Raw genomic sequence first — 25,014 nt, 5'->3', positions numbered from 1 at the left:
ACGAATATTTATCGATAAAAAAATATCATCTATCAAACCTCAATATACTGATATTATTAATAACTAATTTTAAGCATCATTCCCTCTTTGCTATTTTTCTGATGGTGTCTCATGGCGCAGGTGTCACGGGCAAGAAGCCTTGGTAAGTATTTCCTTTTGCTTGACAACATGTTGGTTGTCCTCGGTTTTTTTGTTGTTTTTCCGCTTATTTCCATTCGTTTTGTTGATCAACTAGGTTGGGCCGCCGTGGTGGTGGGTTTTGCCTTAGGGCTTCGTCAGTTTGTTCAACAGGGTTTAGGTATCTTTGGCGGTGCTATCGCTGACCGGTTTGGTGCGAAACCCATGATTGTTATTGGAATGCTATTACGTGCCAGTGGTTTTGCAGTGATGGCAGTGGCCCATGACCCTTGGGTTTTATGGTTATCTTGCGTCCTTTCTGCACTGGGTGGAACCTTGTTTGATCCCCCACGAACCGCATTAGTTATTAAATTAACTCGCCCTTATGAACGCGGCCGTTTTTATTCTTTACTCTTAATGCAAGACAGTGCTGGAGCCGTTATTGGCGCGTTGATTGGTAGTTGGTTATTACAATATGACTTCCATTATGTCTGCTGGGTTGGCGCTGCTGTTTTTATTATTGCTGCTATCTGTAATGCTTGGTTGTTACCTGCTTATCGAATATCAACCATCAGAACCCCTATTAAAGAAGGTATGGGCCGCGTACTAAAAGACAAACGCTTTGTGACTTATGTAGTCACTTTAGCTGGCTATTTTATGTTGTCAGTACAAGTGATGCTTATGTTTCCTATTGTTGTCAATGAGTTAGCAGGGACGCCAACTGCCGTCAAATGGATGTATGCGATTGAAGCAGCGATATCCTTAACATTGCTTTACCCTATTGCTCGTTGGAGCGAAAAACATTTTCGCCTTGAGCAACGGCTCATGGCCGGGCTATTTTTAATGAGTCTCAGCATGTTTCCAATTGGCATGACAACCTCACTCAACACGCTATTTGCCCTTATTTGCCTATTTTATTTAGGTACTGTGACTGCCGACCCCGCTAGAGAAACACTAAGCGCATCACTTGCTGACCCAAGAGCCAGAGGGAGCTATATGGGCTTTAGCCGCTTAGGCCTTGCTTTAGGCGGAGCTGTCGGTTACACCGGTGGCGGCTGGATGTACGATATTGGCCACCAATGGAATATGCCACAATTACCTTGGTTCTTATTAGGGATCATCGGTTTTATCACTTTATGGGCACTGCATAAGCAATTTAACCGTAAAAAAATTGAAACAGTCATGTTGAGTGGGCAGTAATGCGCTAAACTAGCGGTATTACTGTAAAAGGAGTCTTTATGAAGAAGTTTATAATCGCCGCTATGGTGGGCTTTCTAACTCTCTTATCGGGTTGTAGTCAATTATCTGAGTTTAGTATTAGTGAATCACAAGTTAATGATTATCTTGCTAATAAAGTAAAATATGACCACAAGGTCGGCATTACTGGTTTCGCTGATGCGGATATTCAACTCGCTAATTTAAAATCAGAAATCGGCCGCAGTGAGCCTGGAAAAGTCGCACTGACAGGAGATGCAAGCGTTAAATTAGACTCGCTGATTGGTAAAGCACAAGCACAAATTAACCTGACCCTCACTGCTCGTCCTTATTTTGACGCCAAAACAGGCTCAATTTACTTAAAAGAGTTAAATATTAGCAGTTACAAGGTAACACCCGAAAATATGGATACGGCAATGTCAGCTGTTATTCCTTACTTAAATAGTTCCCTTGAAACTTTCTTTGAAACTCAGCCTGTTTATGTGTTAAATCCAGATAATGGTGCTGCTGAAGCAACTGCGAAGAAACTCGCTAAAGGGCTTGAAATCAAACCGGGCAAACTGGTCATTCCATTAGTTGATTAATTTTAACCATAAATTATTTCGATTGATAAAAGCATGAAAGGCAACAAAAAATCTGTTGCCTTTCTGACTTATTCAATCCTCAAACAAAATTATTAATCAATACCGCTGACTAAAACATAAGTAACATCACCATAAAAAAGTGACAGCGTCACAATTATTCGGTTTCTGAGTCAAGCTCATCACGCAGAGCAATAACTGCATCACGCGTAATTTGAGCTAAAGTACGATAGAACGTGGTTGTAGCATGCGCTTCAACTTTACCTAAAAAGCTGCCATACCAGCTAAGAATATAGCTATCAAATAATTCTTCTTGGGCGGCTGTTTCATCTTCTGCCGCTTGGTCTTCCAACCAAGAAGCCGCGAGTAGTAACGCACCAAAAGCATCCGCAGGTGCATTCGTCAGGGACATTCCTCTCACCGTTAAAAATTCGCGAACTTCTGCTTCTGTAATTTCAGAATCGTAATCATTCGCTAACATTGAAACTGCTGGAGATTCACCTGCAAACAGGGCTTGGTAATCCTCATTAACCGCATTGATATCGAGATCTTTTGCCATACGTGACCATAATTCATCTTGCTCCAATGGCCATGATGCTTTTAATTTATCTTGAGCAATCATATCAATAAGCGGCTTTACGAGGCTATCAGAGGGACTACGTTGAAATAGTGTCCCCAAAATACGGCAGACGATTGAAAATTCGTTCATATATTATCCTATTTTTCAGATTCAGTAGTCACACCTCGTGACCGAAGCAGTTTCTTTCAGTATATCGAAAAAATAGGAAAGATATTAGGGGTGATGATTGCGAGTGATCACAAGGCCACTCGCAACAAAGAAGTGACTAATAACCGCGTTGCATATCAACCACACCAATAGGAGCTTGCCCAGCTTCGATGCGCTGGATATTACTGACAATCATATCCATGGCTTCTTTTGGTTTTGTAAAGGCGGCAACATGGGGCGTGATAGCGATGCGTGGATGCGTCCAGAACGGATGCATTTGCGATAACGGCTCACTCGCAAAAACATCAAGCGCAGCACCTGCAACTTGCCCTGATTCAAGCGCTAAAAGCAAATCTTGCTCAATCAGATGAGCACCACGTGCAAGGTTGATAACATATGCCCCTTGCTCTAATTGGCTAAATAGTTGCTGGTTTAAAATTCCCACCGTTTCTGGCGTGCTTGGCAGAAGATTAATAATCACACGGGTTCCAGAAAGAAAGCTAGCTAATTGGTCATTACCAAAATAGCTTTTTACGTTATCAAGTTGTTTTTCAGAGCGACTCCATGTTCTTACATGAAAACCAAAGCTGACTAAGCGTTTTGCAACCGCTTGTCCTAATGCCCCTGCTCCCATAACACCAATGACAAAATCTTCGTGTTGGTAGGCTGGTAATTGCTTCCATTGTCGCTGTGATTGTAATTGGCGGTACTCATCCATACGACGAAAGTAGCTTAACACTTTTGCACAAGCGTATTCTTCCATTTGAATCGCCATTCCAGTGTCTTCCAAACGCATTACAGGAACGCCTGCCGGTAAGGTCCCAGGTTTGTCTTGTTCTTGCTTTAAAATAGCATCCACACCCGCACCTAACGCGAAAATACCTTTTAAATCACTGCGACCAGCGAGACATTCATAAGGCGGTAACCAAACCATAGCGTAATCTGCACTTTGGTTATCCCCTTTTTCCCATTGGCGAATATTCACTTGGGGTAATCGCGCTTTCATGCCCTCAATCCACTGTTTTGAATCAAAAAATGGATGGTAAAATAAAATATTCATGGCAACTCCTCTTTAGTTTCTAACAGAGTGTGCCGAATGGCATTTCTTTTCAAGTTAATCAAGCCGATACACTGTATTCAATCAGAATTTTGTTAACTAGCTAACGCTTTTTATCTTCACGACTTGCCGTTTCAAATTAACATTAAACGTATTATTTACCTTAGCTGATAACATTTAAGATTAGATAATAATCAAATTGTTTTTTATTTAGCTAAACAGCAACAAAAGTCGGAAAAAGGATAAATAGGGAGTTGACGTTAGACGCTATTTTCCCTATAGTAGCGCCCCGTTGCAGAGCAGGTTTTTATTCCCTACTCCACAACAGATTTAGAAAAACGGTGAGGTGTCCGAGAGGCTGAAGGAGCACGCCTGGAAAGTGTGTATACGGCAACGTATCGAGGGTTCGAATCCCTCCCTCACCGCCATTTTTCTTCTAGTTTTTCCTCTCTTCTTCTTGATATGCCATTCCTTGATTTTTTTTCTCTTTCGGTTCTATACCAATTCCTTGTTCGTGATATTCGCGGCTTATATCTTCCCAGAGTTCTGCATTTTCTATCCCAGCGACTTTTGGGTCAAACACCGGATCAACGCCTAGTTTTTCCTGCCGCTCAAAGTCACGCAGTGCTCGTAATGCAGGTTTTGACAGGAAAACGATGGCAATAAGATTAAGGTAACTCATACTACCGAACCCAATATCGCCAAGGCTCCACATTAAGCTAACTGACTGGACGCTTCCCATAAAAACAATAATCAGAAATACAAACTTAAGTATCAATTTCAAAATGGGATAACGCAATTTTCTATCGAGATAAACAATCGTGGTTTCTGCAATATAGTAATAAGCCATCAATGTCGTGAAAGCGAATAAAAATACGGCGATTGAGACAAATCCCGACCCTGCAGAAGTAAAGACTGTTGATACCGCCATTTGTGTCCATGCGGTCCCCGCGGCAACCCCGGGAACATATTCGACTAAGGCAGTCGCTGAACCATCTGGAAAAACGTTATACATATTGGTGACAAGGATCATCAAACCTGATGCAGTACACACAACGACAGTATCGATATAAATAGAAAACGCTTGAATTAACCCTTGTTTTACAGGGTGGCTTACCTCGGCTGCCGCAGAACTAAATGTAGCTTCACCCGCACCTGCCACGTTGGAAAAAACGGCACGGCGCACACCCCATGAAACAGCCGTACCAACAATACCACCGAATACAGCGTCCATTCCCATCGCACTACGGAAAATTAAACTGAACATACCCGGCACTTGTTCGTAATGGCTACCCAAGATGATCACCATCATGACGATATATGCCAATGCCATAATTGGCACGATCTTGTCTGCTGCACTCGCAATACGTTTTACACCACCAAAGATTAACCATGCCATCAGCACTGTCACAATGCCGCCTGTCGCAATTGGGGGTAAGTTAAATGCAGTTTGAAAGGAATCAGCAATGGTATTGGCTTGAATACCCGGAACCAGTACTCCATAAGATAGGCAAATAACCGCAGCCACTATAATGGCAAATGGTTTCAGTTTTAACCCTTTCTCGATATAGTAAGGGGAGCCTCCGCGGTATTGGCCATCAGAGCGCTGTTTGTATACTTGAGCAAGTGTGGATTCGATAAATGCGCTTGCTCCCCCCAATAGCCCCATGACAACCATCCAGAAGATTGCACCGGGGCCGCCTGCGGCAATGGCTGTCGCCACCCCCGCGATATTACCTACCCCTACACGCCCTGATAATGCTAAACAGAATGCTTGGAAGGAGGAAATTCCTTCTTTTGACGCTTTATTTTCCTTTAACAAACATACCATTTTAATGAGATAGCGAAACTGTACACCGCGAGTCGCTAATGTAAAATAGAGCCCAACACCTAGCGATAACACCACTAATGCATTACCCCAGATGTAACCAACGATTGTATTAACGATGGCTTCCATTTTGTACTCCTTCGTTATTGTAATTGTTTATTTGTATTTGCAGGGTAAAAAAAACCTGAGTCCAATAAGGTACTCAGGCCAACGTTTTTATTGATGAATAAACCAGATAACCTTGGTTTGAGTGTATTGCTCAAATGCCTCTAACCCGTTGTCTTTACCGCCAAAGCCTGATTGACGAAAGCCACCAAACGGCGTTGTAATATCGCCTTCACTAAAGCCATTGACTGAAACGGTACCTGCGTTAATGCGCTGTGCAATTTGCATGGCTCGGTGAATATTTTGGCTATAAAATGAAGCCGCTAAACCATATTGAGTGTTATTGGCCAAAGCGACCGCTTCATCATCAGTTTTAAAAGATGTAACGGCTAAAATAGGGCCGAAAACTTCATGCTTAAATAGTGACATTTCAGGAGTGACTTCATCAAAAATTGTCGGTTCGATATACCATCCAGCCCCCAATTCATGATGGACCTTTCCTCCAGCAATGAGTTTTCCGCCCTCTTTTAATGTGGTATCTAAAAATGATTTCACTTTTTCAAAGTGAGCTTGTTCGACCATTGGCCCAATTGAAATATCCGCATGCCTTGGGTCGCCGACTTTCCATTCTTTAACGGCGGCGGCAAGCTTCTCTAATAGTGTTTTTTTGATGCTTTCGTGCACAATTAAGCGAGAACCACAGCTACAGTTTTCACTCATATTCCAAAAGGCAGCCGCCATAATATGCGGAATTGCCGCCTCAATATTGGCATCTTCAAACACCACTTGAGGGCTTTTTCCCCCACATTCGAGTACAATTTCTTTTAAGTTACTTTCTGCTGAATATTTTAAGAATAAACGCCCTACCTCTGTTGAACCGGTGAATGACACAACATCCACATCATGATGGCGGCCAAGAGCTTCCCCGACTTTTTCACCTAACCCACAAACTAAACTTAATGCGCCTTTAGGGACCCCTGCCTCATAGGCCAGTTCCACCATACGATAAGCACTTAATGAGGTTAATTCAGCAGGTTTCACAATCACCGAGTTGCCTACCGCGAGAGCAGGTGCCACTTTCCATGCAAACATCTGAGCAGGGAAATTCCACGGCAACACTGCACCAACCACGCCAATAGGCTCATGCACTATCAACCCCAATTCTTGATGGCTTGTTGGTGCAATTTTACCAAACAGTTTGTCAATCGCTTCGGCATACCAATAAAAGGTGTCAATCGTTGCGGGTAAATCCGTATTTAAGCATTCAGTGATAGGTTTACCTGCATCAATACAATCTAGCGCTGCAAGTTCTTCACTGTGTTTTTCAATGAGATTAGCCCATTTAAGCATGATAACTTTACGTTCTTGAGGCGATAATCCGCGCCATTCACCTTGATTAAATGTGTTACGCGCTACCTGTACCGCGGCATTAATATCGTTCGCATCACCGTCAGCAATAAAACCAATAACGCTATTATCGATTGGGGTACGGTTTTCTAATTTATTTTGCTGTTCTGGGTGCCCTGCAATTAAATTGCCCGCCCACAGTTTCCCTTGTTTTGCACATTCAAACACCTGCTGTTGGGTCATGGTCATATTTCCCCCTAGCGTTTAATTAATTTAATGAATTCATCGCGTTCTTGAGACGCTAGATTTGACAGAGGCAAACGAACCGGGCCAACATTGAACGTTCCATTCAAGCAACCCGCCTTGGCTTTTTGGTTATAGTTCCCTGATTCCATTGAGTAAATTGCAGGATAGATTTCAGTCATAATTTGCTTCGCTTGTTGCCAGTCACCCGCCTGCGCTGCATTAAAAATAGCAACTTGCTCTGCTGGGAATACGTTCCCCGCCCCCGCTATCCAACTTTTCGAACCCCAAAAGAAGAAATCCACAGGTTGGTCATCACAGCCACAAATAACCTCGAAATTTTTGAATGGTGTTTGTAATAGATGCAATGCTCGGCTAAAGCTACCGCTGCTTTCTTTGATGGCGACAATATTGTCGATTTCAGCTAACTTAATGACCGTTTCAATGTCGATTTCAATACCAATCCGAGCAGGGAAATTGTACATAATAATGGGTAATGGTGTTGATTTTGCGACTTTTTCATAGTGAGCATACACCCCTTGCTGGTCCGGCAGACTATACGGCGGAGGCGATAACATTAACCCTTCATAACCGAGCTCTTGAGCTTGTTTCGCGCGTGCGATTGCCCCCTCAGTTGATAAGTCGTTAATGCCCGCAATTAATGTCACTCGCCCTTTTGCAATCTTGCAAACGGTAGATAGCACGGTTTTACGCTCATCTTCATTTAATGCGTAATATTCCCCTGTTGTCCCACAAACTACTAAACCGGTAACACCTCGCTCAATAAGTTTTTCAGTTAATTCAGCAAGTGCACTGACATTTAGTGTTAAATCATCATGAAACGGGGTCACTAAAGGAACAAGAATGCCATGGAAATTCATTTGAATTCTCCTCAAAATTAAAGAAATCGTTCAATGGAAAAAGGGGTACAGTCGATGCTTGTCGGCTGCTGATGAATAAAACTATTCACAATATCTGCGGTGATCGCCGCTTGGGTTAACCCCAAGTGTTGGTGACCAAATGCAAAAATATAGGGGCCTTTGTGGTCTAAAACTGGCAATGAGTCTGATGTGGATGGACGAAATCCCATCCATGATGTCGATTGTTGGCTGTTTAATGTTTCCTTGAGCATTGGTTGTGCTAACGGAAGAAAATGTTGAGCACGCTGCATATTTGCGGGGCGCTTTAGCCCTGCGTATTCCACGGTTCCTGCAAGGCGTAGCCCTTGAGACATTGGCGTCATAATAAAACGCCTATCCATACTTGATACAGGTATTGATAAACGGCTTAATTCATTAGGCAACATCAGGTGATAACCACGCTCTGTTTCAAGTGGCACTTTGATGCGGCTGACCATTTTGACTAATGATTTAGAGAATGCGCCACCTGCAATAACAATTTTTTGTCCTGTGAACTGCCCTTGGGTCGTTGTCAATACGGCTTGTTGATTCGATGTTGATGTAATTTCTGTTACTTCACAGTGGGTTAATGCCTGCCCACCCGCTTGTAAAAACGCCTCGGTCAATTTTTGGTGTAATGCACATAAATCCACAACATGGCCTGTATCTGGATAAAAAATGCCCCCGATTTGGCTTTCAGATAAAGCAGGTTCGCGTGTGAGTAGCGCATTTTGACCAATCAATTGATTTGTCACACCAATACTTTGTAGGTACTCACTGTGATGACTTAACTTATCGAGAGTTTCTTTTTTCTCAGCCACCAACAGTGACCCCTTCATTTTGACAAGGTCACTTAATTGCCATTTTTGAATAAATGCTTGCCATGAATCAAAAGCGGCACTATTTAATGTCGTTAAGGTGTGATGAATATGAGTAAAAGGCTTATGGCGCATATTACCCAATAATTTTATTAACCAAGGGGTTAAGGGTAATAGATAACGCCAATCCAAGCGCAAAGGCCCTAATGGGTCAAGTAGCATTTTTGGAAGTGATTTTAAGACACTCGGGTCAGCAATCGGAAAAACTTGTTCTGTCGCAATATGCCCTGCGTTGCCAAATGAGGCACCTTGGCCAATTTCATGTTTATCAAGCAACAATACGTTTGACCCATTAGCTTGGACTGTCAGCGCAATACTCAGGCCAATAATACCGCCACCCACTACAATCACTGGATGTTTGCGTTCCATTTCATTCCCCTATGCCACCGAAATTCCAAACCGAAATGGGTCTTGTTCATCTATCAATAAGGTATTTTTCCCACTGATATAGGCATGTCCGCGGATAGTAGGAATAATGCCGTTTTCATCTGCTTGCTGAAAACTGGCTTGAAATTGGCTGCCAATAACACTGGCTTGATGCCAGATTTCACCAGCTGCCAGTTTTTTATCTGCCGCTAAGCAGGCAAGTTTAGCGCTGGTCCCTGTTCCACAAGGCGAGCGGTCATAAGCGCCACCAGGGCACAAAACAAAACTTTGGCTATTAGCATTGGGGTGTGAACCGAATAATTCGATATGGTCAATTTCTTGGTCATCTTTACCGCAAACACCTTGTTCAGCTAAGGCTTGTTTAATCTTTAAACTAATTTCTGTCAGTACTTTAATGTTTTGGTAATCAATGGCGACTGGTGACTGTTCAACAAGAAAAAACCAATTTCCACCCCAAGCGATATCTCCAGTAATGGGGCCGAGGTCTGGAACATTAACTTGTACCGCTTTGCGATAACGATATGAATAAACATTCTGAATGCTCACGCTACCATCTTGGTGTAGTTGCGCCGTCACATCTCCTACCGGAGTTTCAATAAGATGTTTGCCATAAGTGATATGACCGAGAAAATGCAACGAGGCCACTAAACCGATAGTGCCGTGGCCACACATTCCCAGATAACCTTGATTGTTAAAAAAAATCACACCTGCTGTTGCCGCTGGGTTTTGTGGTTTGCAGAGTAATGCGCCAACAAGAATGTCATTGCCACGTGGCTCTAAAATGGTAGTTTTACGCCATACATCATGTTGCTTGCGTAATTGCTCCAATCTCGATGCCATGCTTTGTTGCCCTAAATCAGGGAATCCATCAATGACTAGCCGAGTTGGCTCGCCTGCGGTATGGGAATCGATAACTTCAATTTTGGTATATTGAGATTGCATCAGTTAGCATCCTATTTATTATCATTGTTAATAGAATGCTTGATTTTTGTTAACAACTCTTGATATCTTTCTAACAAACTTATGCGGTTTTCTGCACAATCTCAAAATATTTAACAGAATTAGTAAGATTAATTTAATATTTCGGAGCGCAGCATGATCAATCTAAATAAATTGCTATTGATTAGTCAGGAAAACATGCTGTTTCCCGTTGATAATATTGATGTTTTATTAAATCATTTAGGTTTAATCATGCCTCTAATTAATACCTTGCCTAATGTGACTTTTTTTATAAAAGACCATAATGCAAAGTATTTATTGGCTAATGATAATCTAGCCATTCGTTGTAAAATCGACAGTGTTAATCATCTCGTTGGTAAAGGCGCTGAGGATATTTTTCATTCGGAACTCGGCCAAAGCTATAGTTCTCAGGACTATTTAGTGATGGAAAAGAAAATTAGTGTCATTAATAAACTAGAGCTTCACCTGTATAAAGCGGGTTTGTTGGGATGGTGCTTAACGACTAAGGTTCCTATTTTTAATACACGTAACCAGGTTATTGGGGTTGCAGGAATTTCAGTGGATTTACAAGATGTAAAATCTGTCAGTCCTAAGCTGAACAACCAGCTTAGCCGTGTTGAACGCCATATTAGTGAACATTTTGATACCGCTATAAAAATGACAACTCTTGCTGAAATATCTGGCCTCTCCCTTTCCCAATTAAACCGCCAGTTTAAAGCTATTTTTTTGATAACCCCCCAGCAATATATTCAAAAAATGCGGCTTGAACATGCTATTGAACTACTCGAAGATGATTTTTCAATCACTGAGATTTCCAGTAAATGTGCCTACGCTGATCACAGCGCTTTTTGCCGTAAATTCAAAGAAATGACCACAATGACACCCAGCCAATTTAAACGAATGCGTTCAAAAATCGATAAACAAAAGATATTGACGTGATCGGGTATCATATTGTTAATCTGTTTTCCTCAACGTGAATAAATCCATTCCATTTAATTTTATTAAATGTTTTTAGTTAATTATTCAAATAGTTAGAATAATTTTTTACTAAAATAACACGGCTATATTCCTTGGTTATTTTCTAACTTAAGATAGCTCTTATTGCAGACATCAATCAATCGGGTATTGATATATCCCAAAGCTGCATCATTGTGCAGTGACGAGAAAGGAACACTCAATGACCATTTACGATCTGAAACCTAAATTTCAAGATCTGCTTCGTCCAATTGTTCATAAGTTATTTAGTGCGGGAGTTACCGCCAACCAAGTCACCTTGGCGGCTTTACTTTTATCCGTGATCAGCGGAATGCTATTACTGTTCATTCCAAATCCGCACCTGTTTATTTTATTACCTTTCGTTCTGTTTATTCGTATGGCACTCAATGCGATTGATGGCATGTTAGCAAGAGAACACAACCAGAAAAGCCATCTGGGTGCAATATTAAATGAGCTTGGTGATGTCATTTCAGATGTCGCACTCTACTTACCATTTGCCGTTATTTTCCCTCAAGCATTTTGGCTTATTTTATTAATTCTATTTCTTGCGCTACTTACTGAGTTTATTGGCGTTATCGCTCAATCAATTGGTGCATCTCGGCGCTATGACGGCCCTATTGGTAAAAGTGACCGAGCCTTTATTTTTGGTACGCTAGGACTGCTCGTTAGCATTTTTCCACAGATTATCTTTTCTAGTTGGGTAAATTATCTGTTTATCCTTTTAACTTTGTTGCTGTTTTATACTTGCTATAACCGTATTCGCCGTGCTCTTTGTGAATTATCTACACCTGCGAATAATAATTAAGGAAGAATTATGAACGTTCAGACAGATTATCTGACGCAACGTCCCGTTATTGAGTCCCAATTTACCACCAGTGACCATACTTCTCTTTTTTATCGACATTGGCCAACAGAAACGCCGACCAACAAAGCGATTATTTTATTTCATCGAGGCCATGAACATTCCGGCCGAGTCGCCCATTTAGTCGATGAACTCAATTTACCTGACTATGCTATGTTTGCATGGGATGCCCGTGGCCATGGTAGAAATGATGGCCCTCGAGGTTATAGCCCTTCACTAAGCACATCCATCAATGATGTCGATGAGTTTGTGCGTTACATTTCCGCTGAATATAATATTCCGTTAGAAAATATCATTGTCATTGGGCAAAGTGTTGGTGCCGTTCTTGTCTCCGCTTGGGTTCATGACTACGCCCCCAAAATTCGAGGGATGGTACTCGCCTCCCCTGCATTTAAAGTTAAATTGTATGTTCCATTTGCCCGAACAGGGCTTGCTTTAATGCAAAAGGCTCGAGGCTTGTTCTATGTAAATTCGTATGTTAAAGCTAAATTTCTCACTCACGATGCACAACGAATTGATTCGTTTAATCGCGACCCATTGATCACTCGCCCTATTGCCGTCAATATTTTACTTGAGCTGTATAAAACGGCTGATCGCATCGTTGCTGATGCGGGTGCAATTACTTTGCCCACTCAACTATTTATTTCGGGTAGCGACCACGTTGTTCACCACCGGCCTCAACATCAGTTTTTTGAAAAATTAAACACCCCAATAAAAGAAAAGCATATATTACCCGGTTTTTATCATGACACTTTAGGTGAAAAAGAACGCCATATCCCACTTGAGAAAATCCGTGAGTTTATTGGCAAATTATTCGCCTTACCGCGCTACCAACATAATTATCAATATGAAGATACGTGGAGTGTCAGCGCTGAAAAATATCGTTCACTCATGACTCCATTACCTAAATGGTGCCCCAAAAATCTTGCTTATAAAATTATGAGCAAATCAATGAGCACACTTGGCAAAGCTTCTGAAGGTATTCGTATTGGTTATGATAAAGGGTTTGATTCAGGTTCGACCCTTGATTACGTATATCGCGATAAAGCGCAGGGGAAAGGCTTGTTTGGCCGTGTGATTGATAGGCAATATCTCAACAGTATTGGCTGGCAAGGAATACGCCAACGCAAAGTCAATATTGAAAACATCATTCGGCAGGCTATTCGTGACCTAACAGAGAAAGGGACGCCCGTGCGAATTATGGATATTGCCGCAGGCCAAGGTCGTTATATTTTTGATGCGATTAATGACTATGGAAAAGTCGAGTCCGTCCTGCTAAGAGACTATAGCCCTATCAATGTTGAGCAAGGGCGATTACATATAAAAGAACGTTACCTTGAAGACAAAATCCAATTTACTGAAGGTAATGCTTTTGATGCCGATGATCTAGCTGCGGTTTCACCATCGCCAACAATTGGCATCGTCAGTGGTTTGTATGAGCTGTTCCCCAATAATGAAATGATAAAGGCTTCATTAAATGGGCTTTCTCGGGCAATTCCATCTGGCGGGCTATTAATTTATACCTGTCAACCATGGCACCCTCAAGTTGAAATGATTGCCCGGGTACTCCCAAGCCACCAAGGTGGGCAAGCATGGGTTATGCGTTGCCGTAGCCAAGGCGAAATGGATGCTTTAGTTGAAGAAGCGGGCTTTGAAAAACTAAACCAATCAATTGATAACTGGGGCATATTCAGCGTATCTATAGCTAGACGGCGTTAATCTAGTTATCCTCCAGAGTGATTGGTGACACATTATTGCCATCAATCACTTACTTCAACTTTAGATGATAGCCGTTGTTTATTGTTAGCAAAGCACCTATGCTGCTTAGCGTTATTTGTTTTCCCAATCATTTACTAATATCACCACCAGTTCGTTGACATTTAAGGAATAGGATAAAGGATGATAACTGCAACCCGCGAACCTCAACAGGTTGTACCTCGACGCAAAATAATACTGTCTGGTTTGCTATGGTTAGTTTTTCTAGCACCTTTTTTCTTCTTAACTTATGGCCAAGTCAATACCTATACCGCAACGTTAGACCAGGTTCCCTCTATCGTTTTTTCTTGGGAAACACATATCCCATTTCTTCCTTGGACTATCATTCCCTATTGGAGCATTGACTTATTCTATGGGTTATCATTATTTATTTGCACGACCCGTAAAGAACAAACCATCCACGGCTTACGGCTGATCACGGCTTCTCTTGTTGCTTGTATTGGTTTTTTGCTATTTCCACTAAAGTTTAGTTTCCCTCGACCAAGCACTGATGGCCTATTTGGCTGGATGTTTAACAGCCTAGAGTTATTTGATCTCCCCTTTAACCAAGCCCCTTCATTACATATTATTTTATTGTGGATCCTATGGTTACGTTTTCGAGCACATACACCAACAAAATGGAGATGGTTACTTCATAGTTGGTCTGTTTTAATTTTAATTTCAGTTCTAACCACATGGCAACACCACTTTATTGATGTCATCACTGGCTTTGTCGTTGGCCTATTAATTAGCTATTTACTTCCTATACAAACCCATTGGCAATGGCATTACACAGGTTCTCCTCGCAGTTTTAAAATGAGTAAAAACTATGGAACCGGTTCTCTTGCTTGTTTTATTCTTGCTTTTACCTTCCAAGGGTTCGCCTGGTTACTATTATGGCCTGCTATTGCCCTCTTTTTTATTACCCTTGGCTACTTAGGAGCCGGAGCCAGCGTTTTCCAAAAAACACCGGAAGGTAATATTTCCCCTTCGGCTGCTATTTTATTGCTGCCATACCGGCTGATTGCTTGGGGAACCTATCATTACTTCGCTAAGCACTGCGCACAACCCAGTATTGTCAGTAAACATATTGTTTTGGGAGGGCGCCCGCTTTACGCTTTGCAAACTCAAGCTGTTTTAGATATGACTTGCGAATGGCCTCGCAATTCTTATAGTAAAGGGCTGAAATATTGTAGCCAACCGCAAATTGATTTGTTACCTCTAAGCGCGGAAGATATTGAAAAGTCAGTCCATACTATGGATGAGTTGGTAAAACACGGTGCGGTATATATTCATTGCAAATTAGGTTACTCACGAAGTGCGACTGTGGCTGTTGCATGGCTGGTACATCATGGTGATGCTAAAAATATAGAAGGGGCCGTAGTATTAGTTGAGCAAACTCGCCCACAAGTGATTTTAAATACAGCAACGATAGAGCAGCTGAATTATTGGTATACCCATTACCACCTAAACCGAGTGAAAAAATGAATACATTGATGAATAAACAACAAGGTGAAGTCATCACTATTTTGACTCATAGTTGGCGTTATTTTGCTGTAGGGTCTGTATTAGCATTATTTTGCCAATTAAGTTTATTTTTGGGTTCTAATTACCCTAAATATATTTTATTTGTCAATGTGATTATATTTATAATTTGCCAGTATTATATATATCGCCTATGGCTAGATAACCATTTCTTTAAAATTATCTACACACATAATGAAACAGAACATTTTGATAACGCTTTAAATTTTTTATTTCCAAGCAAAATTAAACATTGTACGATGCAGCAAAGGTGGTCTGGGACTAAACGTCTTTTCATACGTGTTCTTGGGCTAGTACTACTGCAATGGATAGGATTATTGGTAGCAATCATAACAATCTAGCCATTATACGTGTTGACTAATTATTTATTTATAATGATTTATAATTACTACTTAAAAAATAAAATTACGATTACATCATTCACATATACAGTCTAAAAAAGAAAAATAGCCATATAAAATGTACTCTAACTATTTTTCTTTATAATATAACGGTTTTTTACTTTTGTTACTGAAAACGTTATGATAATTGCAGATTCATTGATACATAACAGATTTTTTTTAGATTGCTAAGCGTATCCTTATAGGTACATCTTTCGTTTATTTTTCACCCTGTTATTTGGTAGGGTATAATGAGTACAAAAAAAATTAATAGGTTGCGCCCTTTTAGTGCGCTAATAGATTCTTGTTGGAAAGAAAAATATACGGCTACCCGCTTTATTAAGGATTTAATCGCGGGTATTACCGTGGGTATTATCGCTATCCCCCTCGCAATGGCTTTGGCTATCGCTAGCGGTGTTCCGCCTCAATATGGGCTTTATACTGCCGCGATTGCTGGGATCGTCATCGCGGTAACTGGTGGGTCACGCTATAGCGTTTCAGGCCCCACAGCGGCTTTTGTGGTGATCCTCTATCCTGTCTCTCAACAATTTGGGTTAAGTGGGTTATTAGTCGCCACATTGATGTCGGGTGTCATACTTCTTGCGATGGGGTTTGCTCGCTTTGGTAAGTTTATTGAATACATACCCGTTTCTGTCACCTTAGGCTTTACTTCGGGAATTGCTATCACCATTGCTACCATGCAAATTAAAGATTTCTTTGGCTTGCAAATGGCGCATGTCCCAGAAAACTATGTTGATAAGCTCATTGCTATTGGCAATACCTTCCCCACTTTTCAGTACAGTGACACACTAATTGGTCTTTCAACCCTTTTGGTGCTTATCTTCTGGCCTAAACTAAAATTAAAACTTCCCGGCCATTTGCCAGCCCTTATTGTCGGGACTTTCGTCATGTGGGTACTTTCATTATTTGGTATGGAAGTCGCGACTATCGGTTCTGAATTTAGCTATTTATTGCCTGATGGTACTGAAGGTAATGGTATTCCCCCTATCCTACCGCAGTTTATTTTGCCATGGGAACTCCCCGGAAGTGCGCCAATCAACTGGGCGATGATCACCGCATTAATGCCTGCAGCATTTTCTATGGCGGTACTTGGCGCAATTGAGTCACTGTTATGTGCTGTAGTATTGGACAACATGACAGGAACCAAGCACCATTCCAATAGTGAACTTATTGGCCAAGGTGTGGGGAACATTGCGGCGCCTTTTTTTGGTGGGATCACAGCAACCGCTGCAATAGCACGCTCTGCAGCTAACGTCCGTGCAGGTGCTACATCCCCCATTTCTGCGATTATTCACTCAATACTGGTGATACTTACATTATTAGTTCTTGCACCAATGCTCTCTTATCTGCCATTAGCCGCAATGTCTGCATTACTATTGATAGTGGCTTGGAACATGAGTGCTGCGGGCAAAGTCGTTTACCTGATTAAACGCGCGCCAAAAGATGACATTATTGTATTAGTACTATGTATGTCTCTAACTGTTCTATTTGATATGGTTATTGCTATCACTGTCGGGATTGTTCTCGCGTCATTATTGTTCATGCGGCGTATTGCCAATATGACCCGTTCAACACAACTCGCAGAAACAGACGAAGAGCGAAGCCGTTTAGTCGTAAGAATAAATGGCCCGTTATTTTTCGCTGCTGCTGAGCGTATTTTCGATGAATTGCGCGTCAAAAGCGCAGGTTATGAAACCATTATTATGCAATGGGACGCAGTGCCAGTTTTAGATGCAGGTGGTTTAGAAGCTTTCGAAAAATTCATAGATGCCGTACGCAAAGATACCCATGTCTTAGTTTGTGACATTCCGTTCCAGCCATTAAAAACTTTGGCAAGAGCGAAAGTGACACCTATTGAAGGCGTATTGAGCTTTTATAATTCAATGGATCATGCACTTGAAGCCGTTAAAGCTATCGAACAGGCAGGTTCTATCGACACAGAAAAATCAACAACAACGCCTTAACTTAGGTATCAAAGCAAACCGCCATGCTATTTCACATGGCGGTTTAGCTATCACTCACTAAAACAAAACATCTCATTCCCTGCATTTTTTCCTTTTTCGCAGGCTATTTCCCTTAATTTTTTTGCTTTAACTTGGTCGATGGTCACCGTTCCTGTGTTATCTTCAGAAAATCTAAACGCAGCCATCCACTCTGCATAGCCTGGATAAGTCATCTCATTTGCTTTATCAAACCATTGCTGTGCTTGCTTTTCGTCTTTTGCAACGCCTTTGCCATCTAAATAGATAACACCAAGTAAAATTGGAGCAATAAAATAATCCGGGTTATTTAACGCATTAACTTCATTAAGAAGTTCTATAGATTGTTGATAATCCGTTTTGCCTGCAATTGGATTTATCAATGACTCTGCTAAACTGATTTTTCCGCGCGTACTGCCCATTTCAACCGCTTTTGTCGCGTATTTACGGGCATCAGCCAATTCCTGCGAAAAGTAACTATCACTTAATAGATTGATATCCGCCAATAATGCATAACCATCCGCATTACCGTTTTTTGCCGCTTCATTTGCCCATAAACGCGCACTATTAAAATTTTGTAGGACACCTAAACCGGAAAAATACATTTGAGCAAGTTGGTACTGAGCAAGAGCATCTTTCTTGACTGCTTTTTGGTGAGTTTGTACAAATTTTTGTTTATCTTCAGGAGTAATATCAAGTTGAGCAGCAGCTTGAAAAGAAAACGTAATTAGAGATGAAACGATAATAGCTTTATAAAAATTTGATTTCATAGTTGTTCTCATTAAAGAAGTCAAAGCGCGGAGCCTTGCCCTCCCCATTTTAAGAAATATTGATATAAATTATTCATTCCCACCCAATGATTTTCACACCAGTTCGGGGCGAGCAAAGTTGGCTTTCTTGCACTTGCACTGATACGGTGGTAGACAATGTCAGTCGGAGTATGACGTACCATTTCACCAGCAGTTTGGGTATATTCATCAAGAGAAAGCGTTGCCAAGCGCCCTGCTCGCCAACTTTTGGCCATCACACTGCCTTCAACAATATGTAACGGATGTAATTTGATACCATCCGTTCCGCATTCAAGCACTTTATCAAGTGTTTCCATGTTCATTTGGCCATTTTCCCCGGGTAATCCACAAATCAAATGCGTACACACTTTTAATCCAAGGCTACGGGCTTTTTGCGTTGTTTGTCGGTATGCATAAAAACCATGGCCACGATTAATACGATGTAGTGTTTTATCATGAGCACTTTGTAAACCTAGCTCAAGCCATATTTCATAGCCTTTCTGTTGATACTGGCCTAACAAAGACAAAACGGATTCAGGGACACAGTCAGGGCGAGTTCCTACGCATAAACCAACAATATCGGCTTGCAGTAAGGCTTCTTCATAAAGTTGTTTTAATAGGCTTACTTCGGCATAAGTGCTGGTATAGGCTTGAAAATAAGCTAAATAACGTTTTGCGCGGGAAATTCGGGTGATCTGTTGGTGAATTTGTTCACTAATAGTGTGAGATGACTGACTTTCATCAGCAAAAGAGGCCACATTACAAAAAGTGCAGCCTCCTCGCCCAAGGGTGCCATCACGGTTCGGGCAATTAAAGCCACCATGTAAGGTGATTTTATAGATTTTTTCACCATATCGGCGCTGTAAATCAGCGCCGAACATAGAAACGACTTCAGTGAGTTGCATAAACCGCCTAACTTAGCGACTTGTATCTAACTCTGGGAAGCTTTTTACAACTTCGTCAATTGCTTTCATTTGTTTCAGGAATGGTTCCAGCTTATCTAATGGCAGTGCTGATGGGCCATCGCAACGTGCGTTGTCTGGGTCTGGATGCGCTTCAAGGAATAAACCTGCTATTCCAACCGCCATTCCAGCTCTTGCCAACTCAGCAACTTGGCCACGACGGCCACCAGATGCTGCACCGAACGGGTCGCGGCATTGCAGTGCATGGGTTACGTCGAAAATGACAGGACAGCCTTTTGATGCTTGGACCATGACATTAAAGCCAAGCATATCAACCACTAGATTGTCATAACCAAAGTTCGCACCGCGGTCGCAAAGAATAATTTTATCATTACCGCCTTCGATAAATTTCTCGACGATATTCCCCATTTGCCCTGGGCTGATAAACTGTGGTTTTTTAATATTAATTACTGCATCTGTTTTAGCCATTGCCGCAACTAAATCTGTTTGGCGTGCTAAGAACGCAGGTAATTGGATAACATCAACGACTTCAGCAACAGGGGCGGCCTGTGCTGGCTCATGAACATCCGTAATGATTTTTACGCCAAATGTTTGTTTCAACTCTTGGAATATTTTCATTCCTTCTTCAAGACCAGGGCCACGATAAGAGTGGATTGATGAGCGATTTGCTTTATCAAATGACGCTTTAAAAACATAAGGAATTCCCAGCTTTTGTGTCACCGTGACATAATGCTCACACACTTTCATCGCCATATCGCGGGATTCTAATACATTCATTCCACCAAATAACACAAACGGCAAGTCGTTCGCGACATTGATATCACCAATATTGACTACTTTCTGTTGCATACTCTTACCTTAAATATTAAAACAGGGGATAGGCCTGTATGTTAATTAATGTAATACGACCGGATGGTTATCCAGCGAATAAATTTGTATTTTAATCATTTCAGAAACAGGGTCTTCTGGGCAATGCTCAATAAAATAATTGAGATCGCTCAATGCCACATGATTACAGTCTAAATGTGCCAGAATTAACCCTCGGTCACGAATTTCGTAAGGGTCTTCAGGGTCAAGAGTCAGAAGCGTTTCACAAACCCGCAACGCTAATTCCATCTTTTTCTCTTCCATTAATGACGCTTTTAATGTGTCAAAAATTTTACGAATGACAACGCTGTTTTCTGCTACATCCAGTTGGTCATGGTAAAATTCAGAAAAAGGATCAACTGTTCCTTTGAGCCATAAATTTAATGTGTGTAATGATAAAGACTCGCCATTAACAGGGTTAATTACCCATTGGCTGCCATCATTTCTTTCACTGATAAATAATAATTGCGTAGGAAAAATAGCGGGATAAATCGCAATACCAAGGCGTTCGGCAACATACAAGAAGATAGCACCGAGTGTCACTGGTGTACCTTGCTTAGATGACAATACTTTATCTAACCACAGCATATCCGATAACAAATAAATTCCTTCAGCTGGACCAAACGACCATTCTTGGTAGAAAAGTGAAGTCAATTGCTGAATTTTTGTTTCATTATCAGCAGTTAAATCGATACAAGACTTGGCTGATGATACTAAGCTATCTAACTGAGCTTGCACTTTCATCAGCGGGAAATCATGACGGATACATTGTGACACAGTCATGATCCCTTCACTTAAAGGGAGTTGATTAAACTCTATATTCGCTATGGTTTTCATTACATTCCCACTGCTACGCCACTTAACCATTCCATTGACCGAGTGAAATTCGCTCTCTTCCACCATAATCAAGACAAGTCTCAATTTTGGTGTACCCATGTACTTTAAATAAATCACGCACCGCAAGACCTTGTGTCCAGCCATGCTCAAGAAGCAACCACCCTTGATTTTTAAGATACTTTTTAGATTCTTTAATGATATGCATTAAATCAGCTAAGCCTTCATCCTTCGCCACTAGAGCGGTTAACGGCTCAAATCGCACATCACCTTCACTGAGGTGCATATCATTTTCATCAATATAGGGTGGATTACTGATAATCATATCAAATTGTTGAATTGATAGTGAAGAAAACCAATTACTTTGTATAAATTTGACATTTGAAATATTCAAACGCTGCTGATTTCGTTGTGCTAAAGCAACTGCATCAGGGTTAAAATCAACACCAATAACCTGACTTTGTTGCATCTCTGACGCCAAAGCCAATGCAATCGCCCCTGTCCCAGTGCCTAAATCTAAAATTTGATTTTTTTGCTCTGTTAGCCTAGATAATGCTTGTTCAATAATGCATTCAGTATCTGGCCTAGGTATTAGTGTTGCAGGAGAGACATAAAGAGGAAGAGACCAGAACTCACGTTCACCGATAATATAGGCGATAGGCTCACCTTTCTCACGGCGTTGTAAAAGTAATTCAGCTTGTTGGAATTCTTCGGCTTTGAGTTCTGTTTCACCAAAAGCAAAAAGATAGGTACGACTGCGGCCTGTGACATGTTCCAGTAAAATTTCAGCATCTCGCTTCGCACTGTCACTTGCAGACAGCCGATTCGCTGCCTGCTTGACCCATTCGATATATTGCATTATTCCTGCTCAGACAACGCAGAAAGTTGGTCTGCTTGGTATTCATTGATGATAGGTTGGATAAGTGAATCCAGCTTTCCTTCCATTACTTCATCCAAACGGTATAACGTTAAGTTGATACGGTGGTCAGTCACTCGGCCTTGAGGGAAATTATAGGTACGAATACGGTCAGAACGGTCACCAGAACCCAACAGGTTACGACGTTCAGAGGCTTCCGCGGCTTGGCGTTTATCCATTTCTGCTTGGCGAATACGCGCACCTAACACAGACATCGCTTTCGCTTTGTTTTTATGTTGTGAACGTTCATCTTGGCACTCAACAACGATACCTGTTGGAATATGGGTAATACGAATTGCAGAATCTGTGGTGTTAACGTGCTGACCACCCGCTCCCGATGAACGGAAGGTATCAATACGTAAGTCCGCAGGGCTGATCTCAGGTAACTCAGCTTCTGGCAGTTCAGGTAAAATAGCCACAGTACAAGCAGAAGTGTGGATACGGCCTTGAGATTCAGTTTCAGGGACACGTTGAACACGATGACCGCCTGACTCAAACTTTAAGCGACCATAAACGCTATCACCGGAAATTTTCGCGATAACTTCTTTAAAACCGCCATGTTCACCATCACTCGTGCTCATTAATTCAACGCGCCAGCGGTTGTTTTCTGCATAGCGGCTATACATACGGAATAAATCACCCGCAAAAATTGCCGCTTCGTCTCCCCCTGCTCCCGCACGGATTTCAACGAAGCAGTTATATTCATCATCAGGATCTTTCGGAAGCAATAACAATTGTAATTGCTGTTCGAGCTCTTCATTGCGCGCTTTGGCTTCTTTAAGCTCTTCTTGAGCCATTTCTTTCATTTCAGGATCGTCTAACAACATTTCAGCTGTTTCGATGTCATCCTGTACTGTGCGCCATGCGCTAAAGCATTTAGCGACATCAGACAATTGAGCATATTCTTTTGATAAAGCACGAAAACGGTCTTGATCGGCAATTACACCTGCATCAGCAAGGTGCGCTTCAATTTCTTCGTAGCGTTCTTGTAATGCTTCTAGTTTTGCGACAATAGAAGGCTTCATTCGTTATATAAGACCTATGATTAAAATGTGGTTATTGATGGTCCAGCCCTAAGCTGTCCCTAAGTAGATTTAGACGCTCTACATCCCCATTTCCTGCAGCTTGCTGCAAAGACTTGGTTGGAGCGTGAATAAGGCGGTTGGTTAATTGTTGCGATAATTGCATGATCACTTGCTCAGGGTCTGCACCTTGACGGATAGCCGTCAACGCTTTTTCAGTCATATTTGCCCGAATGGCCTCAGCTTGTTCTCTGTAATCGCGAATTGTAGACACTGCCGCTTGTGAGCGCAACCAATCCATAAAGTGGCTACTTTCTTGCTCAACAATGTATTCAGCTTCAACGGCTGCGGCTTTTCGCTGAGCAAGGTTCTGTGCAATGATAGATTCCAAATCATCCACAGTATAGAGATAAACATCTCTTAATTTTTCAACATCTTGTTCGATATCTCGAGGAACGGCAATATCAATTAATAACATCGGCTTACTACGGCGTATTTTCATTGCGCGCTCGACCATCCCTTTCCCTATAATGGGTAAAGGACTCGCCGTTGAACTAATGACAATATCCGCTTCAGCTAAACGGTTATCAATATCCGATAACGAAATGACTTGTGCATTGACCTCATTGGCCAATAGCTCCGCCCGTTCACGTGTTCGGTTAGCTATCATCATTTTTTGTACGCCGTGTTCGCGCAAATGACGTGCAACAAGTTCAATAGTTTCCCCTGCGCCAACTAACAAAATATTTAAATGCTTAAGTGATTCAAATATTTGACGAGCAAGTGTACAAGCAGCAAATGCCACAGAAACTGCATTCGCGCCAATATCGGTTTCTGTACGCACACGTTTTGCAACAGAAAATGATTTTTGGAAAAGACGCTCAAGTTCGCTTGATAACGAATGGTTACCTTGCGAAAGTGCAAACGCCTTTTTTACTTGCCCTAATATTTGTGGTTCACCCAAAACTAATGAATCCAAGCCACTCGCCACACGCATTAGGTGGCTCACCGCTCGGTCGTCTTGGTGCCAATATAAACTTGGCTGTAAATCTTTTTGGGTTATACCATGAAAATCACACAACCATTTTACTAGCTGTTCTTGAGCCCGTTCTTGTGATTCAAGGCTCAAATAAAGCTCAGTTCTATTACAGGTAGATAGCACAACGCCACCATTCACTTGAGGCTGTTTGAGAAGTTCCTCAAGTGCATGGTCAATTTTTTCAGGACCAAATGTCACCCGCTCACGCAGGGCTACTGGTGCTGTTTTATGGTTGATGCCTAAGGCTAATAAGGTCATTGTGCTTTACGACTTACTCACATTGCTTACAGTGCTAATTATTTTCAGTAATGCTCGATGGGGATTCCCCACCAATTTAGCAATACTGTTATTTATATTGTTCTATTGTAAATGATCCGCGTCTCTCTTTCTACGGTTTGCATAAGCCTATCCTTCAGAAAGATGACCCACGCCAAAAAATAAACCGAAAAAAACAGACGTAATGGTTATTTTACCAATCACAACTGATCGTAATTTTATCGTTTATTTATGCTATATGAAACTGATTATCAGCCATATCATTATTTACAATGATAAATTAACTGCAATAAGATGCATAGAGGATGCAATTATTTCGCACAGAAAGCAAATGGTGACTGGTGAGGTTTATCCTGATAACTTAACGTCGCATGAACCCAACCTGAATTGGCAGAATAACATTTTTAGGGAACCATTTTCCCTGTCAATACACTATGTTATTTGTATACAAACTGTAAATCACTTAC

The 25,014-nt window shown here is 41.5% G+C and carries 22 protein-coding genes and 1 tRNA gene; 9 read left to right on the top strand and 14 right to left on the bottom strand.

The window, feature by feature from the left end; all coding sequences use genetic code 11:
- The first annotated feature begins 111 nt into the window (after positions 1-111).
- Both mdtH and PSE83_RS02160 read left to right on the top strand, forming a co-directional pair.
- The gene (gene mdtH, locus PSE83_RS02165; protein WP_004255096.1) at positions 112-1,317 is read left to right on the top strand and encodes a multidrug efflux MFS transporter MdtH; all 1,206 of its coding nucleotides are present in this window, start codon (positions 112-114) and stop codon (positions 1,315-1,317) included.
- 38 nt (positions 1,318-1,355) lie between these two features.
- On the top strand, positions 1,356-1,916 hold the full coding sequence (locus PSE83_RS02160) for a lipoprotein (RefSeq protein WP_096864845.1): 561 nt from the start codon (positions 1,356-1,358) through the stop codon (positions 1,914-1,916).
- 154 nt (positions 1,917-2,070) lie between these two features.
- On the opposite strand, the gene PSE83_RS02155 is transcribed toward PSE83_RS02160, so the two are convergent.
- Together PSE83_RS02155 and ghrA are read right to left on the bottom strand one after the other, a co-directional pair.
- A complete protein-coding gene (locus PSE83_RS02155) occupies positions 2,071-2,622 on the bottom strand; it encodes a TorD/DmsD family molecular chaperone (RefSeq protein WP_172767234.1) in 552 nt (183 codons plus the stop codon).
- Between the two features lie 136 nt (positions 2,623-2,758).
- Positions 2,759-3,700, bottom strand: coding sequence for a glyoxylate/hydroxypyruvate reductase GhrA (ghrA, locus tag PSE83_RS02150; protein WP_004255104.1), 942 nt, complete (start codon positions 3,698-3,700; stop codon positions 2,759-2,761).
- Positions 3,701-4,037: 337 nt separating this feature from the next.
- On the opposite strand from ghrA, the gene PSE83_RS02145 reads away from it, so the two are divergent.
- A tRNA-Ser gene (locus tag PSE83_RS02145) sits at positions 4,038-4,125 on the top strand.
- 8 nt (positions 4,126-4,133) lie between these two features.
- On the opposite strand, the gene PSE83_RS02140 is transcribed toward PSE83_RS02145, so the two are convergent.
- From PSE83_RS02140 to PSE83_RS02120, 5 genes are all read right to left on the bottom strand, one after another.
- The gene (locus PSE83_RS02140; protein WP_004255107.1) at positions 4,134-5,654 is read right to left on the bottom strand and encodes an alanine/glycine:cation symporter family protein; all 1,521 of its coding nucleotides are present in this window, start codon (positions 5,652-5,654) and stop codon (positions 4,134-4,136) included.
- An 87-nt stretch (positions 5,655-5,741) separates the two neighbouring features.
- On the bottom strand, positions 5,742-7,226 hold the full coding sequence (locus PSE83_RS02135; RefSeq protein ID WP_004255110.1) for an aldehyde dehydrogenase: 1,485 nt from the start codon (positions 7,224-7,226) through the stop codon (positions 5,742-5,744).
- A gap of 8 nt (positions 7,227-7,234) precedes the next feature.
- Positions 7,235-8,101 (bottom strand): 4-hydroxy-tetrahydrodipicolinate synthase, encoded by an 867-nt coding sequence (dapA, locus tag PSE83_RS02130; RefSeq protein WP_004255111.1) that lies wholly within the window; start codon positions 8,099-8,101, stop codon positions 7,235-7,237.
- Between the two features lie 17 nt (positions 8,102-8,118).
- The gene (locus PSE83_RS02125) at positions 8,119-9,366 is read right to left on the bottom strand and encodes an NAD(P)/FAD-dependent oxidoreductase (RefSeq protein ID WP_272660616.1); all 1,248 of its coding nucleotides are present in this window, start codon (positions 9,364-9,366) and stop codon (positions 8,119-8,121) included.
- Positions 9,367-9,375: 9 nt separating this feature from the next.
- Entirely contained in the window at positions 9,376-10,326 is a 951-nt protein-coding gene (locus PSE83_RS02120; protein ID WP_164565313.1) for a 4-hydroxyproline epimerase, read from the bottom strand.
- A 153-nt stretch (positions 10,327-10,479) separates the two neighbouring features.
- Between PSE83_RS02120 and PSE83_RS02115 the strand changes: the two genes are divergently transcribed.
- The 6 genes from PSE83_RS02115 to dauA all read left to right on the top strand — a co-directional run bounded on the left by PSE83_RS02115 (position 10,480) and on the right by dauA (position 17,867).
- On the top strand, positions 10,480-11,283 hold the full coding sequence (locus PSE83_RS02115; RefSeq protein WP_004255117.1) for a helix-turn-helix domain-containing protein: 804 nt from the start codon (positions 10,480-10,482) through the stop codon (positions 11,281-11,283).
- A 238-nt stretch (positions 11,284-11,521) separates the two neighbouring features.
- Positions 11,522-12,145, top strand: a complete 624-nt coding sequence (locus PSE83_RS02110; protein WP_164565314.1) for a CDP-alcohol phosphatidyltransferase family protein — start codon at positions 11,522-11,524, stop codon at positions 12,143-12,145.
- Between the two features lie 9 nt (positions 12,146-12,154).
- On the top strand, positions 12,155-13,921 hold the full coding sequence (locus tag PSE83_RS02105; RefSeq protein ID WP_004255121.1) for a bifunctional alpha/beta hydrolase/class I SAM-dependent methyltransferase: 1,767 nt from the start codon (positions 12,155-12,157) through the stop codon (positions 13,919-13,921).
- Between the two features lie 180 nt (positions 13,922-14,101).
- Complete coding sequence (locus tag PSE83_RS02100) at positions 14,102-15,445, top strand: phosphatase PAP2/dual specificity phosphatase family protein (protein WP_004255123.1); 1,344 nt, start codon at positions 14,102-14,104, stop codon at positions 15,443-15,445.
- Between the two features lie 8 nt (positions 15,446-15,453).
- A complete protein-coding gene (locus PSE83_RS02095) occupies positions 15,454-15,843 on the top strand; it encodes a hypothetical protein (protein WP_232062734.1) in 390 nt (129 codons plus the stop codon).
- A gap of 290 nt (positions 15,844-16,133) precedes the next feature.
- Positions 16,134-17,867, top strand: a complete 1,734-nt coding sequence (dauA, locus tag PSE83_RS02090) for a C4-dicarboxylic acid transporter DauA (protein WP_110591652.1) — start codon at positions 16,134-16,136, stop codon at positions 17,865-17,867.
- A 50-nt stretch (positions 17,868-17,917) separates the two neighbouring features.
- On the opposite strand, the gene PSE83_RS02085 is transcribed toward dauA, so the two are convergent.
- From PSE83_RS02085 to hemA, 7 genes are read right to left on the bottom strand one after another with little or no spacing between them, the layout of a single operon-like run.
- On the bottom strand, positions 17,918-18,652 hold the full coding sequence (locus tag PSE83_RS02085) for a tetratricopeptide repeat protein (RefSeq protein ID WP_004255132.1): 735 nt from the start codon (positions 18,650-18,652) through the stop codon (positions 17,918-17,920).
- Between the two features lie 20 nt (positions 18,653-18,672).
- Positions 18,673-19,575, bottom strand: coding sequence for a TIGR01212 family radical SAM protein (locus tag PSE83_RS02080; RefSeq protein WP_004255134.1), 903 nt, complete (start codon positions 19,573-19,575; stop codon positions 18,673-18,675).
- Between the two features lie 12 nt (positions 19,576-19,587).
- On the bottom strand, positions 19,588-20,442 hold the full coding sequence (gene kdsA, locus PSE83_RS02075; RefSeq protein ID WP_004255137.1) for a 3-deoxy-8-phosphooctulonate synthase: 855 nt from the start codon (positions 20,440-20,442) through the stop codon (positions 19,588-19,590).
- 45 nt (positions 20,443-20,487) lie between these two features.
- On the bottom strand, positions 20,488-21,297 hold the full coding sequence (gene sirB1, locus PSE83_RS02070) for an invasion regulator SirB1 (RefSeq protein ID WP_036958727.1): 810 nt from the start codon (positions 21,295-21,297) through the stop codon (positions 20,488-20,490).
- Between the two features lie 22 nt (positions 21,298-21,319).
- Positions 21,320-22,153 (bottom strand): peptide chain release factor N(5)-glutamine methyltransferase, encoded by an 834-nt coding sequence (gene prmC / locus PSE83_RS02065; protein ID WP_094962514.1) that lies wholly within the window; start codon positions 22,151-22,153, stop codon positions 21,320-21,322.
- Positions 22,153-23,235 (bottom strand): peptide chain release factor 1, encoded by a 1,083-nt coding sequence (gene prfA, locus PSE83_RS02060; protein WP_004264135.1) that lies wholly within the window; start codon positions 23,233-23,235, stop codon positions 22,153-22,155. Before prfA ends, prmC begins: the two co-directional genes overlap by 1 nt.
- A 31-nt stretch (positions 23,236-23,266) precedes the next feature.
- Positions 23,267-24,529 carry a glutamyl-tRNA reductase gene (gene hemA / locus PSE83_RS02055; RefSeq protein WP_004264133.1) on the bottom strand — a complete coding sequence of 421 codons (1,263 nt, stop codon included), beginning with the start codon at positions 24,527-24,529 and terminating at the stop codon, positions 23,267-23,269.
- Positions 24,530-25,014 lie beyond the last annotated feature (485 nt).

Source organism: Providencia sp. PROV150 (genome assembly GCF_028481025.1).
Lineage (GTDB): Bacteria > Pseudomonadota > Gammaproteobacteria > Enterobacterales > Enterobacteriaceae > Providencia > Providencia hangzhouensis.
This window is presented reverse-complemented; position numbering and strand designations above follow the sequence as displayed.

Excerpts from the sequence above, each read along its gene's own strand:
- mdtH (WP_004255096.1), top strand. The coding sequence starts at position 112 with ATGGCGCAGGTGTCACGGGCAAGAAGCCTTGGTAAGTATTTCCTTTTG.
- PSE83_RS02160 (WP_096864845.1), top strand. The coding sequence starts at position 1,356 with ATGAAGAAGTTTATAATCGCCGCTATGGTGGGCTTTCTAACTCTCTTA.
- PSE83_RS02155 (WP_172767234.1), bottom strand. The coding sequence starts at position 2,622 with ATGAACGAATTTTCAATCGTCTGCCGTATTTTGGGGACACTATTTCAA.
- ghrA (WP_004255104.1), bottom strand. The coding sequence starts at position 3,700 with ATGAATATTTTATTTTACCATCCATTTTTTGATTCAAAACAGTGGATT.
- PSE83_RS02140 (WP_004255107.1), bottom strand. The coding sequence starts at position 5,654 with ATGGAAGCCATCGTTAATACAATCGTTGGTTACATCTGGGGTAATGCA.
- PSE83_RS02135 (WP_004255110.1), bottom strand. The coding sequence starts at position 7,226 with ATGACCATGACCCAACAGCAGGTGTTTGAATGTGCAAAACAAGGGAAA.
- dapA (WP_004255111.1), bottom strand. The coding sequence starts at position 8,101 with ATGAATTTCCATGGCATTCTTGTTCCTTTAGTGACCCCGTTTCATGAT.
- PSE83_RS02125 (WP_272660616.1), bottom strand. The coding sequence starts at position 9,366 with ATGGAACGCAAACATCCAGTGATTGTAGTGGGTGGCGGTATTATTGGC.
- PSE83_RS02120 (WP_164565313.1), bottom strand. The coding sequence starts at position 10,326 with ATGCAATCTCAATATACCAAAATTGAAGTTATCGATTCCCATACCGCA.
- PSE83_RS02115 (WP_004255117.1), top strand. The coding sequence starts at position 10,480 with ATGATCAATCTAAATAAATTGCTATTGATTAGTCAGGAAAACATGCTG.
- PSE83_RS02110 (WP_164565314.1), top strand. The coding sequence starts at position 11,522 with ATGACCATTTACGATCTGAAACCTAAATTTCAAGATCTGCTTCGTCCA.
- PSE83_RS02105 (WP_004255121.1), top strand. The coding sequence starts at position 12,155 with ATGAACGTTCAGACAGATTATCTGACGCAACGTCCCGTTATTGAGTCC.
- PSE83_RS02100 (WP_004255123.1), top strand. The coding sequence starts at position 14,102 with ATGATAACTGCAACCCGCGAACCTCAACAGGTTGTACCTCGACGCAAA.
- PSE83_RS02095 (WP_232062734.1), top strand. The coding sequence starts at position 15,454 with ATGAATAAACAACAAGGTGAAGTCATCACTATTTTGACTCATAGTTGG.
- dauA (WP_110591652.1), top strand. The coding sequence starts at position 16,134 with ATGAGTACAAAAAAAATTAATAGGTTGCGCCCTTTTAGTGCGCTAATA.
- PSE83_RS02085 (WP_004255132.1), bottom strand. The coding sequence starts at position 18,652 with ATGAAATCAAATTTTTATAAAGCTATTATCGTTTCATCTCTAATTACG.
- PSE83_RS02080 (WP_004255134.1), bottom strand. The coding sequence starts at position 19,575 with ATGCAACTCACTGAAGTCGTTTCTATGTTCGGCGCTGATTTACAGCGC.
- kdsA (WP_004255137.1), bottom strand. The coding sequence starts at position 20,442 with ATGCAACAGAAAGTAGTCAATATTGGTGATATCAATGTCGCGAACGAC.
- sirB1 (WP_036958727.1), bottom strand. The coding sequence starts at position 21,297 with ATGAAAACCATAGCGAATATAGAGTTTAATCAACTCCCTTTAAGTGAA.
- prmC (WP_094962514.1), bottom strand. The coding sequence starts at position 22,153 with ATGCAATATATCGAATGGGTCAAGCAGGCAGCGAATCGGCTGTCTGCA.
- prfA (WP_004264135.1), bottom strand. The coding sequence starts at position 23,235 with ATGAAGCCTTCTATTGTCGCAAAACTAGAAGCATTACAAGAACGCTAC.
- hemA (WP_004264133.1), bottom strand. The coding sequence starts at position 24,529 with ATGACCTTATTAGCCTTAGGCATCAACCATAAAACAGCACCAGTAGCC.